14 protein-coding genes are annotated in these 13,179 nt (G+C 52.4%); all 14 read right to left on the reverse strand.

Annotated elements, in window-relative coordinates; translation table 11 throughout:
• Positions 1-12: 12 nt before the first annotated feature.
• The 14 genes from RT52_RS05835 to RT52_RS05895 all read right to left on the reverse strand — a co-directional run bounded on the left by RT52_RS05835 (position 13) and on the right by RT52_RS05895 (position 13,103).
• Complete coding sequence (locus tag RT52_RS05835) at positions 13-1,110, reverse strand: hypothetical protein (RefSeq protein WP_034815792.1); 1,098 nt, start codon at positions 1,108-1,110, stop codon at positions 13-15.
• A 9-nt stretch (positions 1,111-1,119) separates the two neighbouring features.
• Entirely contained in the window at positions 1,120-1,926 is an 807-nt protein-coding gene (locus tag RT52_RS05840) for a hypothetical protein (protein WP_034815794.1), read from the reverse strand.
• A complete protein-coding gene (locus RT52_RS05845; protein WP_034815796.1) occupies positions 1,923-2,603 on the reverse strand; it encodes an ABC transporter ATP-binding protein in 681 nt (226 codons plus the stop codon). Before RT52_RS05845 ends, RT52_RS05840 begins: the two co-directional genes overlap by 4 nt.
• Positions 2,581-2,973, reverse strand: a complete 393-nt coding sequence (locus RT52_RS05850; protein ID WP_034808399.1) for a GntR family transcriptional regulator — start codon at positions 2,971-2,973, stop codon at positions 2,581-2,583. Before RT52_RS05850 ends, RT52_RS05845 begins: the two co-directional genes overlap by 23 nt.
• 133 nt (positions 2,974-3,106) lie before the next feature.
• Positions 3,107-3,712 carry a kinase gene (locus RT52_RS05855; protein ID WP_051690287.1) on the reverse strand — a complete coding sequence of 202 codons (606 nt, stop codon included), beginning with the start codon at positions 3,710-3,712 and terminating at the stop codon, positions 3,107-3,109.
• Positions 3,713-3,766: 54 nt separating this feature from the next.
• A complete protein-coding gene (locus RT52_RS05860) occupies positions 3,767-5,416 on the reverse strand; it encodes a b(o/a)3-type cytochrome-c oxidase subunit 1 (RefSeq protein ID WP_200871118.1) in 1,650 nt (549 codons plus the stop codon).
• Between the two features lie 37 nt (positions 5,417-5,453).
• Complete coding sequence (locus tag RT52_RS05865; RefSeq protein ID WP_034808393.1) at positions 5,454-5,924, reverse strand: cytochrome c oxidase subunit II; 471 nt, start codon at positions 5,922-5,924, stop codon at positions 5,454-5,456.
• A 21-nt stretch (positions 5,925-5,945) separates the two neighbouring features.
• Positions 5,946-6,065, reverse strand: a complete 120-nt coding sequence (locus RT52_RS16335; RefSeq protein ID WP_152545902.1) for a cytochrome c oxidase subunit 2A — start codon at positions 6,063-6,065, stop codon at positions 5,946-5,948.
• A 178-nt stretch (positions 6,066-6,243) separates the two neighbouring features.
• On the reverse strand, positions 6,244-6,954 hold the full coding sequence (locus RT52_RS05870; protein WP_034815825.1) for a Crp/Fnr family transcriptional regulator: 711 nt from the start codon (positions 6,952-6,954) through the stop codon (positions 6,244-6,246).
• Positions 6,955-7,123: 169 nt separating this feature from the next.
• Positions 7,124-8,509: an aldehyde dehydrogenase gene (locus RT52_RS05875; RefSeq protein WP_034815799.1), complete on the reverse strand. Its 1,386-nt coding sequence runs from the start codon at positions 8,507-8,509 to the stop codon at positions 7,124-7,126.
• A gap of 102 nt (positions 8,510-8,611) precedes the next feature.
• A complete protein-coding gene (locus tag RT52_RS05880; protein WP_034815801.1) occupies positions 8,612-9,778 on the reverse strand; it encodes an MFS transporter in 1,167 nt (388 codons plus the stop codon).
• Between the two features lie 134 nt (positions 9,779-9,912).
• Positions 9,913-10,626, reverse strand: a complete 714-nt coding sequence (gene deoD / locus RT52_RS05885; protein WP_034815803.1) for a purine-nucleoside phosphorylase — start codon at positions 10,624-10,626, stop codon at positions 9,913-9,915.
• A 15-nt stretch (positions 10,627-10,641) separates the two neighbouring features.
• Positions 10,642-11,349 (reverse strand): response regulator transcription factor, encoded by a 708-nt coding sequence (locus tag RT52_RS05890; protein ID WP_034815806.1) that lies wholly within the window; start codon positions 11,347-11,349, stop codon positions 10,642-10,644.
• Positions 11,346-13,103 (reverse strand): sensor histidine kinase, encoded by a 1,758-nt coding sequence (locus RT52_RS05895; protein ID WP_034815808.1) that lies wholly within the window; start codon positions 13,101-13,103, stop codon positions 11,346-11,348. The genes RT52_RS05890 and RT52_RS05895 overlap by 4 nt, the downstream gene beginning before the upstream one ends.
• Between the last annotated feature and the right edge of the window lie 76 nt (positions 13,104-13,179).

Consider the following 13,179-nt stretch of genomic DNA (forward strand, 5'->3'; position numbering starts at 1 on the left):
CTCGGTTATTTGTTATTCTACGTAGAATTGTGTGCTCGGAAGCAACGCTTTCGCTTCGTCGTTCGCAGCCGATATGGCTGCACTTGAAACAGCTTTTCCGTCTTCATATACGTCGATGATGGCCCCGTCTGTCACTTGTTGCACATGGTAGAGTTGTTTGCCAACGTAAGCCGTCGTTCCATTCTCGCCTTCGATGACTTTACGTGAAGACGACTCGCCACTCTTCAAGTCCACGACGATTTCCGTCTTGTCCTCTTGTAGAGCCAACAACTCATCGTCATATAGCACAGCGTCCCACATCTCTCCTTCGTCCACCAACGTGACGACTTCCTTCGACTCGACGTCATAGGCATAGATTCCCGGACGAGTTTCCTCACTCGTATACGTCTCCCCATCCTCGGTATACGTCCCAATCGTGGCGACCCGTACTGGAATGAAGCGGTTATCGATTGCGATTGGCAGCTGATTCACCCCGTAAAACCAGGACGACCCGAACATGTCTGACACGTAACCGCGATCCACTTCAACGTCTTGGATGGCAATCGCCATTTCCTTCTCATCAAACACGGCCAACTTCGTCACGGGCTCATCGTATCCGTCTCGATACATTAAATGGAGCGTCTCACCTTGTAAGAACAATCCGACCCAATTCCCTTCCATGACGTCGACCGCCCCACTCACATTCGATGGAATCACAGTCGTCGTCACGTTTTCACCTTCTGACCGGTAGATGATGATCTCTTTGTTCTCTTTTTGCCCGATTCCGACATACCCATCGACCGTTCGAACCGTTTGCAAGTAATTTAAGTTTGTCGTCTGACGATACATGTTTCGCATGGCTGGTTCTACAAGTTCACGTTGCCGCAACGCCTCCTCGATATAATTTAAATGAGTCGTGACCCGGCTTCGATCTGTCGTCACAATGAACCGCTCCCCAATTGTATCGTCATGATCGTAGAGCACGTTGACATGCTTGTCTGTCCACAATTCTTCGTTCGAGCTCACATTGAGCGACCATTCCGCCGACGATGCTCTAGAATCGACGGCATATGTACCGAGTCCGATCATGACGACCGCGCCGAGCGCGACGACGTTCCACATTCGTTTCATACTCTCACCTCACACACTTAGTTTCTGTTTCAACTGGCGACGTCCCATCCATACGGTTCCAACAAACCAAAATGCCAAAATTAAACCGAATACGAGAAGCGTCTCTCCCATGAAGAGCTCGTTCTCAATCGCGAGAAATCCGAGCAACGGGAACCCGATGACGGCCCCGATTGTCAAGGCTGACAAGAGCGGCGCCCATATCGTCCGTTGCCATAAACTCCGTTCCAATAAGACGAATGCAAAGATAAACAAGATGACGAGCATAATCAACAGTTGATGAATGAAGAAGTTGAACACGGAGCCCGGATACATAATCATCAACGTCCCGTCATACGCCACGATTTGATCGAACGCGCCACGCACCGGAATCATCTGTGAATCGAACCAACTCGTGAACGCGACGTATTGAAGCTTCAGCGCAATCCATTGAATCGAGAACAATCCGAGCACCATCAAGATCATTGTCGCCAGCTTCGCAGCGAAGACGAACATCCGCTGTTGCGGTAGCATCAGCAACCGCATCATGAACGTACCACGGCCTTGGAAGTCGCGATACCAAATCCAAAAGCTATACAAGAGCATCGCCGCGACGGCAAATCCAATCGACAAGATGAACGGAGTGCCCCCAATGTAGTTCCCGAACGTCAACACGTAATCCGGCGTCCCGGTACGGCGAATCTCTTCATACAGCGCTGTCTCGCTCCATAAGAAATAGCCGAGCCATGCGAACTGTGTGACGACGAGCAGTGAAATCAAGATGAGGTATGGTTTCGTCACCCGTTCGACTTCCCATCCGATTAGTTTCAATAGGTTCATGCCCCGTACTCCTCTCTCATGACATCGACGATCGATTTCCCATGTATGAAGCGGACGTCCTCGACATCGAACTCGCGGACGATTCGTCCCCGGTTCAACATGACGGCCTTGTCGACCAAATATTCGATATCGTCAATCTCGTGCGTCGTAATCAGCACGCCGCGGTCTTCCATCACATCACTCGAGAATAACGCGACGATTTGTTCTTTCGAGAACACGTCGATGCCCGAGAACGGTTCATCGAGCAATAAGTAGTCCGGATCTTGCGCGATGCCGAGCGCCAAATTCACTTTCGCGAGCGTCCCTTTCGACAGCTCGTTCAACTTGTCTTCCGGGAACAGCTTGAACTCGTCGACGAGACGGGCGAACAGTTTCGAATCGAACTTCGGATAAAAGTCGCGCATGAACGCCTCACACTGTTCAATCGTGAAGTGAGTCGGGAACGTCGAATGGTCAGGAACGAACGCGACGCGATTCAAATCGAGCGGCTTCCCATCGATTAACACTGTACCGCGGTCGAACGGAGTGAGCCCCATGATGCCTTTTAAAATCGTCGATTTCCCAGTCCCGTTCAATCCGATGAGGCACGTGATTTCCCCTTTTTGTGCCGTGAAAGACACGTCTTCGAGCACTTGCTTTTTACGGTATCGCTTCTTAACTCCCAGTACTTCGATCATCGAGATTCCCCTCCCCATATTGCCGTTTGATTTTATCAACAAGCTCATCCATCGTGACGTCGAGCTCTTGAATCGATTCGACGAAGACGGCGACCGCCTCGTCGACGAGCTCCGTGCGGATTCGTTTCAGAACATGTTCATCGGTCGTGACGCGGCTCGGCCGGTTCCGTTCGGTCGTAATCAATTGTTGTTCCTCCATCTCTTTGAACGCCTTTTGGACGGTGTTCGGATTGATTTTCAGTTCGGTCGCGAGTTCGCGACGCGACGGCATTTCTTCGCCCGCCTGTAATTCTCCGAGCGCCATCTTCTTTTTGAAGTAATCGACGACTTGGATATAGACGGGGGCTCTCGTGTTGAATTGAATGATCATAGGCCACCTCTCTAAGTGTATGATGCGACTAATACACTATCTGACTGTATTATTACCGTAATACACTTGACTGTCAACAACTATTTGTAAAAACCATCCAAAATAAAAACGCATCCACTTGAATATGGATGCGTCAATCCGCTTGAACGATGTGGTCGGCCTTGCCTTTCGGGTTGACCGTCTCGAGATAATGCGCTTCTCCTGGCCAGTAACGTCGCGTATACTTGTCGAGCCGCTCTGCCAAGTCACCGATGTATGTATCGCGATGCAATACCCGCTCATAGCGGACCTCTTGAGGGCAATCGAGGTAGACGACGTAATCAAAATAATTCCGCCATTCGTCACGCAGCAAAAAGATGCCTTCGATGAGGACAAGTCCGTTCGGTGTAATTTCTACCGTTCGGTCGATGACCTCATCTCGGTCGCGCTCATAATAAGGCAATGTCAACTTCGCTTGCCCTTCCTGTAGCGGCTTGAACAACGTCTCCACGAGCAAGTCGACGTCCCATTGGCGCGCATAATATTCCATCGCCTCCGATTCACCAGTCCCATAACGCTTGAACCGCTCGACGATAAAGTCATCGATATGAAAGACCATCACATCGTTCGCAAGGTCGCGCAACTGCTCGACCATCGTCGTCTTCCCAGATCCGCTCAGCCCATCGATGGCGACGATGAAGGGTTTTCCCGCTGAATGTTTGGTGTATGCCTGATTTATGTTTTTCCGAAGGATGTTCACCTTCCCCACTCCTCTCACGAAAAAGCCAGCCCTCACATGAGGGCTGACTTCAGTTTACCAGAGCACCCACCCGCGCGCTCCCGGAGGTGCACTTTCAATCAAGTGCCAAATCGGGATCGTGTACGCGAACGCGATTAAAACGAACGTGACGGTGATCCACAGTTTCCAGTTCTCGAAGAAGCGAGGTGTCTCCATCGCGGCTTCTTCGGTCTCCGCGAGCGGGAATTCTTCCTCTCCTTTCGGGGCTAGGAACGACAAGTTGAACATCGAGTAGACGAAGATGAGAACAGAAATTAAGAGGATTGTCCCCCCGATCGCCATGGCGATATGGTACGGGATCCATTCCCGCGTGAGCGCGTCCGAAAAGTAAGTCGCCGGACCGGTCCGTCGCGGGTTGCCTTGGAGTCCCGAGATGTGCATCGCGTATGACATGATCGACATCCCGAACGCCCACGTAGCCGTTTGCAGCAGCCCGAGGCGATTCATCGCCTTCGTGAGCGTGCGGCCGCGAAGGACCGGGACGAGCCAATACGCCGTCCCGAAGAACGTCAAGGCGACAGCCGTTCCGACTGTGATATGGAAGTGACCGGTGACCCAAAGCGTGTTGTGCACCATCGCGTTCAATTGATGCGACGCGTTGATGATTCCGCCCGCACCGGCCGGAATGAAGAACAACATACCGACGAACGGCGCAAGGAAGCGGACGTCACTGTACGGCATCTTCTTCACCCAACCGAACAGTCCGCGGGCACCGAGGGCGCGCCCTCGAAGTTCAAACGTCGCAAACAGCGAGAACGCCGTCATAAACGACGGGATGACAACGAGGAACGTCAAGATGACTTGGACGAACTTCCAGAACGGGTCGATGCCAGGTTCTGTCAACTGATGGTGGAATCCAACCGGGAACGAGAACAACAAGAACAGTAGGAACGCCATCCGAGCGAGCGCATCCGAGAAGATTTTTCCCCCGATGACTTTTGGCACGACCGTATACCAGACGATATAAGCCGGCATGAGCCAGAAATAGACGAGCGGGTGACCGAAGTACCAGAACAACGTCCGCGACAACTCGATTCCGACCGTGTCTTTCCATCCGAGCGAAAGCGGCAGCAGCTGGAACAAAATCGTCCCGGCGACACCGAGCGTGGCGATGACCCAGAGGAGCATCGTCATGATACTCATGAACGCCGGAAGTGGCGGGTGAATCCCCGGGTTCTCCCGCTTGTAGTCCGCGTACATCCGGAACATCGCGAACGCCGAAAGCCACGTCCCGACGACGAACAAGACGAGACCGATATAAAACACCGGATCGGCCATGAGCGGCGCGTAGAACGTATAGAGCACCGTCGCCTTATTCGCGAGCACCATAATCGTGACGAGCACCGCACCGGCGATAATCATCCAAAAACCGAGCCAGGCGAGGCGTGTCGGGAATGCTTCGAATCGCCCGAACGACTTGGCGAGGAGCGCGTAAAGAAGGCCGATGATGAACATCGTTGTGAAGACGAGGCCGAGCATGATGCCGTGCGCGGTCAACAGTTGATAATAGCCGAAGACTTCCGGAATGACACCGGTCCGAATCAATGTCTGCATGAGTCCCGCCAAGCCACCGATCAAGACGGCGAGGACCGAGATGACGACGTGGGCATAGGCGAGGCGCGCTTCTTTGACACCGATACTCGGTACAGGCACGCCCCGCTCCATTTCCCATTGTTTCAATTTTGAAGCGACATCGTTCACGTTAATCCACCACCTTTATTTTTGTCGCCATCATGTGATGGCCTGTCCCGCAATACTCGTTACAGAGGATTAGAAATTCTCCGGCTTCTTTAAACGTATACGTGAGCGAGTTGATATGACCCGGTACGACCATCATGTTGACCGGTGTCCCGACGAGCTGAAAGCCGTGGACGACGTCAGGTGACGTGACGAGGAACGTCACTTTCGCCCCTTTCGGAATCTCGACGTTGCCCGGTGTGAAGGTGAACGCTTGGGCGACCATGACGAGCTCGTATTCGTTGTCCCCGATTTTGTGTAACCCCGGGTTATCGAACGGCGCCGTCTGATGGACGGTGGCCGGGTCGATCAAGTCGGCGTCAGAAGCCGGCTGGTTGCCGGATGCAAATGCGGATATGCCAAGGACGGTCAAAAAGACGCCCAATAAAATGATGCCGAAACCTAACCAATATTTTTCAAGTTTATGAATGTGCAACGTACGTCACTCCTTTCTGCGTTATCGTGTGAGGAATAAATAAAAGACCGACGACCACATGACGATGATGACGCCAGCGACGATCATGACCGATGTGAACGTGCCTCTCAAGTCTGGTTCTTTCCCACCGTTCTTATCCAAGCGAAGGACCCCTTTCCGTTATGATTTCCACTTTCATTGTATGAAATCGAGTTACCGTTAATATGTGACTTTTATCACTCGAAAAGTGACAATCACATCATTTTTGCGTAGTTTTCACACACAAAATTCACAAATACAAAAATAAAAACCGTCTCACGAGGAGACGGCTGTTGAATCGTTATAACCGGCAAATCCCAGCCGGACACCCTTCGCAATGACAGAGTTCTTTTAAGAAATCGAAATCATGGATTGCAATTGCGTTGGACGACGTCGTCAAGATCCCGTCCTTACGCCACTGGCTCATGAGACGATTGACCGTCTCACGCGGTGCACCGATCAGTTGACCGAGCTCCCCGTCCGACGGATGTCTCGGGATGACGACGGTCCCGTCTTCTTCCACCCCATGCATCGCCGCCATGCGGAGCAACGTCGAGGCGAGCGCTCCGGGTTTCCCGTAAAGAAGCAAGTCGCGCACTTTCATCTCGGAGTGCTTGCGCATCATCGACGTCCAGCGAATGATTTCCCCTGCGAACCGGATATCCTGTTGCATGAGCGTCTCGAGCTCTTGCTTCGAGATGGTACCAATGACACTCTCTTCTGTCGTTTCGATACTGTATGAGCTCGGGTACGATTCCACGATGTCGAACTCACCGAAAAAGTCACCTGATCCAAATAAAAACATGACGAGCGGATTCCCTTTTTTCGTGATTTTTGTAAACTTGACCGCTCCACTTTTTATATAAAAGAATTTGTCACACTTCTCGCCTTCCCAACAGACGATACTCGCCTTCGGATAGGTATGCGTCGCCATCATCTCGAGCAACAACTGTTTCGTCTCGCTCGAGAAGATGAAACTATTCGGTTGCGTCGTTCCACATTTCGTAGACATCATGCCCTGCTCCCTTCATCATTCGTTATGAATGTCTCGTACGTTCATGGTATGGGTTTATTATACAGGAGAACGGGCGGTTTCATCACAAAAGTATGTGACATTTCAAACAATCTTCGTTTTTATGCACAAAAAAGACTGTAGCCATAAAGGCCACAGTCTAACAAATTCAACGGTAGACGAGACGAATCAATTTCTCGGCCGACTTAAAGTTCGGATAACGAAGCGGTAAATCGAACTTCGTCGTGTTTCGTAAAATCGACTTCGCATGACTGAACGTCTCGAAGCTGTAACGTCCGTGATATGAGCCGATGCCGCTGTCCCCGACTCCGCCAAACGGTAAGTTCGGGTTCGTCAAATGCATGAGGACGTCGTTGACACACCCTCCGCCGAAGGCCAGGTGTTTGAACGTCTTCTGTTCGACCGCTTTCGATTCGGTGAACAAATAGAGGGCGAGTGGGTGCGGACGCGCGTCCACGAATTCAATCGCCTCATCCAAATCACGATACGTCAAGACCGGCAAGATTGGACCGAAAATCTCGTCTTTCATGACGTTCGCATCCGGCTCGATGTCCGTCATGACGGTCGGGGCAATCTTCAACAAGTCACGATCGGTCTCCCCGCCAAAGTAAATGTCGCCTTCCTCTAGATAACGGCTAATCCGGTCGAAGTGGCTCGTATTGACGATGCGCGTGAATCGTTTCGTCCCGACGCCGTTGCCGAACATCGCGAACGCCTCGCGCTTAATCGCCTCTAAAAATTCGTCTCGCCGCGATTCGTGGACGAGGACGTAGTCCGGTGCGACACATGTCTGACCGGCGTTCATCCATTTGCCCCAGGCGATTCGTTTCGCCGCGATATCAATGACCGCATCCTCATGCACGATGGCGGGCGATTTGCCACCGAGTTCAAGCGTGACTGGCGTCAAATGTTTCGCCGCCGCATCCATGACGACTTTCCCGACCGCAGTCGAACCGGTGAAGAAGATGTGGTCCCACTTCTCGGCGAGGAGCGCCGAAGCGACGTCTTTATCCCCTTCGACACTGACGACATAACGGTCAGTGAACGCACGTTCGAGCACGGTCGTGATCATGCGCGCCACGTTCGGCGTGAGTTCGGACGGTTTGACGACGGCCGTATTCCCGGCTGCGATGGCTCCAATGAGTGGGGCGATCGCGAGTTGGAACGGATAATTCCAAGGGGCGATGATGAGGACCGTCCCGTACGGTTCATACATAATCTCACTTTTCGTCCCGAGATGGATTGCCGCTCCGCTCACGCGTTTCGGACGCATCCAGCGCTTCAATTCACGTGTCGTACGATTGATTTCATCATAGATGAAGCCGATCTCGGTCGTGAACGCATCGAGTTCAGACTTGTTCAAATCTGTCTGGAGCGCCTCGATGATTTCTGGTTCGTGATGTTTGATGGCTTCTTTCAAAAACGTCAACATACTGAGTCGAAACGCGAGCGACTTGGTCGCTTGTGTCTTATAGAAACGGCGTTGCTTCTGAATCAGTTCCTCGACTGACAATTGTTCGATCGGTGCGAGCATGAAGGTTCCTCCCTTGATGGATAGCGCTACAACCATCTTATCATTTCAACCTCGGCCTCGACCATTTTGAACCTTCTCGCTCGTAACGAAGAGATGACGCGCTCACTCCGACTTCGTCGTCCAGACGCGTCGCCGCACTTGTTCGAATAAACCGAAGACGCCGGCCGCCCCGAGCAAGACGACACCCGTGACCGTGAACTTATGTTGTAACGCAATCGTGAGCCAGCCGAGCACGGCGGAGCCGACGACCGTACCGAGTGAGAAGAAGGCGTAAAAGTAACCGTACGACTTGCCTCGATTCGTCCGTGTCGTCGCTCGAATCAATAACGTATTGATGGCCGGGAATAAGATGGCAAAACCAAGGCCGTAGAAGGCGAGCACCGCATAGAGCGCCATCACACTCGTGGCGTTCCCGATGAGCACTTGACTGACACCAAGAATGCCGATGCCGAGCGCGGCGAGTCTCGTCGGTTCGAGACGGTCGAACAGCCGGTTCGTCGGCAAGACGAAGACGAGGACCGCCACGACACCGAACGTACTGAGTAGCGTCCCACTCAACCGGGAGTCGTACCCGAGCGCTTCGACGTAAAGCGGCAACAGATAGGCGAGCGCCCCTTGCGAAAACATGAGCAAGAACGCACCGACGTATGCCTTGAAGACGTCCCGCTGTAGCCCTTGGGACGCCATCGTTGGTTCAGCATCCACCAGACGTTCCGTCAAACGGGACGACCGCATGACGAACAACGTCAAGAGGGTGACGCCAATCCCATAGAGCGCTACGAACGAAAACACGACCGGGACCGACGTCCGGCTCGCCAGGATCCCGCTAAACGCCGGACCGAGGATTGCGGCGAGTCCGACGAAACTCCCGGTGAGGGCGACCTTCTTTCCTTGTCGGTTCGCAGCAGTCAGGTTGGCCGACAAGGTGAATGCCGCCGGCACGATGAGGCCGGCCACGAATCCGTGGATGACACGGACGACAAGCAACGTCGTCGGGTGATCGACAAGCTGGTACGCGAATAAGCTCGCACTCGACAAGAGGAGACCGGCGAGCAAGATGCGATACGGACCGACCTTATCCGTCCATACGCCAGACAAGACATTGCCGAACGTGTTCGCTAACGAGTAGATGGCAATCGCGACGCCGGCGATGAACGGCGTCGCCCCGACTGAGACAGCAAACGTGCTCATGACGGGGAGCTGGGCGAATAAATCAAAGAAGGCAAAAAAGACGATACTGTAGATGACAAACGCTGACGTCTTGTTCAATCGTTTCAACTCCTCGGCCTAGTCAAATCAGACTAAGTTTTCAGCTCCAGTCTAGCTTGCCATCTATATTTTGTATAGACGACTGAGCACACCGACACAAAAATGCCCTACAAACGAATTTGTAGGGCACCCGATTAATTTGTCACTTCGACGGCCGTGTCGAGGGCGACACGAATCATTTCGTCAAACGTCGATTGACGCTCTTCTGACGTCGTCTCTTCGCCAGTCAACAAGTGGTCTGAGATCGTGAGAATCGTCAACGCGTTGACTTTATGTTTGGCTGCGAGCGTATAGAGGCCTGCCGCTTCCATCTCAATCGCGAGGCAACCGAAGTCGGCCCACTTTTTGAAGTGGTGGAAGTCATCTTGATAGAATTGATCGGCTGTGAAGATTTGACCGACTTTGACTGGGATTCCGGCTTTCTCCGCGTTTACATATGCACGATGTAGGAGGTCGAACGTCGCAGTCGGTGCATAATCCATGCCGTTGAAGCGGACACGGTTTTGTGCCATCTCACTTGACGCACTCATGGCGATGACGACGTCGCGGACTTTGACGTCTTCTTGAATCCCGCCAGCCGTCCCGACACGAATCAAGTTTTTCGCGCCATATGACATGATCAACTCGTTCACGTAAATCGACATCGATGGAACGCCCATCCCCGTTCCTTGTACCGAGATGCGTTTGCCTTTATACGTCCCTGTGAAGCCGTACATGCCACGGACTTCGTTGTACAATTCGACGTCCTCAAGAAACGTCTCGGCGATATATTTCGCACGAAGCGGATCTCCTGGAAGTAGTACCGTTTCTGCAATTTGTCCTTCTTTTGCTCCAATGTGTACACTCATGATTCATGTCCTCCTTTAAAGTTGTCGTTGATAATGTTCCCGATATTCATTCGGTGTAACACCAACTTGTTTCTTGAAGACTTTCCGGAAATACTTATCGTCCGAAAAACCTATCGCTTGGGCGACCTCGTAAATACGTTGTCTACTCGTCTCAAGGAGACGTTTGGCCTCGAGCATGCGAATCGAAAGCAAGTACTCGGATAAGTTGACGCCATAGTGTTGCTTGAACCGCCGCGATATGTATTCACGGCTCAAAAAAAAGCGCTCACTCATCCCTTGCAGACTCAGTTCTTCCGCATAATGCCGTTCGATGAACGCCCCGATTTGGACGATCGGGTCTTCTGACGATGGACGGATGTCGACAAGCGCCCGTTCGAGCGTGTCGTTCAAGACGTCCGGGTCAATCGGTTTGAGTAAATAGTCGAAACTGCCGAGTTGAATCGCGCGCCGCATGTACGAATACTCGTCATACCCGGTCAAGACGATCAACTTTGCCGATTCGGCTTCTTGATGGAGCCACTCCATCAACTCGATTCCGTTACATCCCGGCATTTGAATGTCCGATAAGACGAGGGCGGGACGTTCTGTAGCGATCAACGCCTTCGCTTCGTTCCCGTTGCTCGCCTCAATCACGGTCGTGACACCGAGACGCTCCCATTCCCCGAGTAATTTGACAGCCTCCCGTACCGGTGACTCATCATCGACAATCAACACTTTCGTCATGACGCATCCGCCTCCTTCACCGCTGGAAAACGCATGACGATGCGAAAACCGCCTGTCTCTGGTGTAGCCAACATAAATTCAGCCTCCCGTTTATAGTTTAACATGAGACGATCGCGAATGTTCTTTAAACCGGTACCTTCCGCGCCGTAGCGCAATTCGGTCGTCTGTTCCATACGTTCTTGTAACGCTTCAAGTTGATTATTCGGGATTTTTTGTCCGCTGTTCTCACAATGGACGACGAGCTCAGGCCCAATCTGTCGGATGCGCAGTGAAAACCGGTTTGCCGTCGAGGACCCGTCACGTTCGAATCCGTGTTTGAAAAAGTTTTCGGCAAGCGGTTGTAAAATCATCTTCGGCACGACGAGCGTCTGCAGCTCCTCGGGGACGTCAATCTCGATACAGAACTGATCAGGGAAACGGACGTGTTGAAGCCGGACGTACGACTGTAAATGGTCGACTTCACGCCTTAACGTGACCATCGATTCGTCCGGATGCATCGTATACCGCATCATCGACGACAGTTGCGTGATGAGACGATACACTGTCTTGCCATCCCCCTTCAGAGCGAGCGTGCCAATCGATTGGAGCGCGTTGAACAAAAAGTGCGGGTTCGTCTGCGCTTGAAGTGCCCGAAGCTCATTCGTCCGATTCTCGAGCGCGAGCCGATATTCTCGTTGAATCAAATCATCGATTCGCTCAATCATCAACTTGAATTGTCGACCTAATACCCCGAACTCGTCATTTCCGAGGGAATCGAACGAGACGGTCATGTCCCCTTGCTCGATTCGTCGTATGTTCGACGTCAATGTCCGAATCGGTGTCGTCAACCGCATCGATGCATACGTCGCACCGATGAGGGCTAGAACGAGCGAGGCAATTCCGACGATGAAGATGATGAATGACGTTCGTGAAGCCGGCTCGGTGAGGAGACGGTCGGGAATGGACTTGCCGACATAAAACGCCTGATTTTCGAACTCAAACGATTTGATGATGCGATGATGTTTGCCGTCGCGTGATACGGACATCGGGGCAAGTGTCTCTGGAATCGGCTCGGTGCCAAGATGAGCGAACACTTGATCACCTGCCCCGACGAACCAAAGGCTCTCATCCGGGCTGTTTTGTAAAGAAGCGAGCTGACCGACGAAGACGTCTTCCGGGATATCAATTGATAAGACGGCGAGCGGTGTATCGGTCTCGATTTTATCGAGTCGAAAATGGAGTGTGACGACTTCTTGCTCCGAGAGGATCGGGCCAAAGTCATGGTACGGGACGAGCGGATGCGACGCCTCGAGCAAGACACGACTCTCTTTGTTTTCAAGCAGTTGTTGTTGAATCGGGCTCGGTTGTTTCTTCGAACGCGGTGACACCTTCATCTTATACGCTGCGAACGAGTCCATATCCTCGAGTATAAGCAGTTGGATTTGTGCGACGTCTTCCCGTGACAAGTACATCCCGAGTAGCGCCCGCCTTACTTCGAGTTCGGTCTGTTCGAGGGAGAGACCCGGACCGTACTCTAAAATATCGAGCACGTCCCGATTCGCATAGAGGCTCGTCGGGAGACGGCTCAAATCGGATATGTAGCGTTCAAACTGCAACGTGCCACGTTCGAGCGACCATTCGGTCAACTGCAGGCCGCGTTCACGCTCACGGTCCTTCACGTACCAATAGGAAATAATCGTCGCCAAAATGACCGGAACGAGAATCGTCAGCGCGATCATTCCCGTCAGTTTCGTTCGAATGCTGTTCACCGTCATCCCTCCTCCTCCGATTATATCACGGCCGATGCAAACGCTTGCAAAGAAGCAAAAAAAAAGATTCGTTCCGTAGACT

The sequence above is a fragment of the Exiguobacterium alkaliphilum 12/1 genome (assembly GCF_000714435.1).
GTDB classification, from domain to species: Bacteria; Bacillota; Bacilli; order Exiguobacteriales; family Exiguobacteriaceae; genus Exiguobacterium; species Exiguobacterium alkaliphilum.

Excerpts from the sequence above, each read along its gene's own strand:
- RT52_RS05845 (WP_034815796.1), bottom strand. The coding sequence starts at position 2,603 with ATGATCGAAGTACTGGGAGTTAAGAAGCGATACCGTAAAAAGCAAGTG.
- RT52_RS05835 (WP_034815792.1), bottom strand. The coding sequence starts at position 1,110 with ATGAAACGAATGTGGAACGTCGTCGCGCTCGGCGCGGTCGTCATGATC.
- RT52_RS05895 (WP_034815808.1), bottom strand. The coding sequence starts at position 13,103 with ATGACGGTGAACAGCATTCGAACGAAACTGACGGGAATGATCGCGCTG.
- deoD (WP_034815803.1), bottom strand. The coding sequence starts at position 10,626 with ATGAGTGTACACATTGGAGCAAAAGAAGGACAAATTGCAGAAACGGTA.
- RT52_RS05875 (WP_034815799.1), bottom strand. The coding sequence starts at position 8,509 with ATGCTCGCACCGATCGAACAATTGTCAGTCGAGGAACTGATTCAGAAG.
- RT52_RS05840 (WP_034815794.1), bottom strand. The coding sequence starts at position 1,926 with ATGAACCTATTGAAACTAATCGGATGGGAAGTCGAACGGGTGACGAAA.
- RT52_RS05850 (WP_034808399.1), bottom strand. The coding sequence starts at position 2,973 with ATGATCATTCAATTCAACACGAGAGCCCCCGTCTATATCCAAGTCGTC.
- RT52_RS05870 (WP_034815825.1), bottom strand. The coding sequence starts at position 6,954 with ATGTCTACGAAATGTGGAACGACGCAACCGAATAGTTTCATCTTCTCG.
- RT52_RS05860 (WP_200871118.1), bottom strand. The coding sequence starts at position 5,416 with ATGGAGCGGGGCGTGCCTGTACCGAGTATCGGTGTCAAAGAAGCGCGC.
- RT52_RS05890 (WP_034815806.1), bottom strand. The coding sequence starts at position 11,349 with ATGACGAAAGTGTTGATTGTCGATGATGAGTCACCGGTACGGGAGGCT.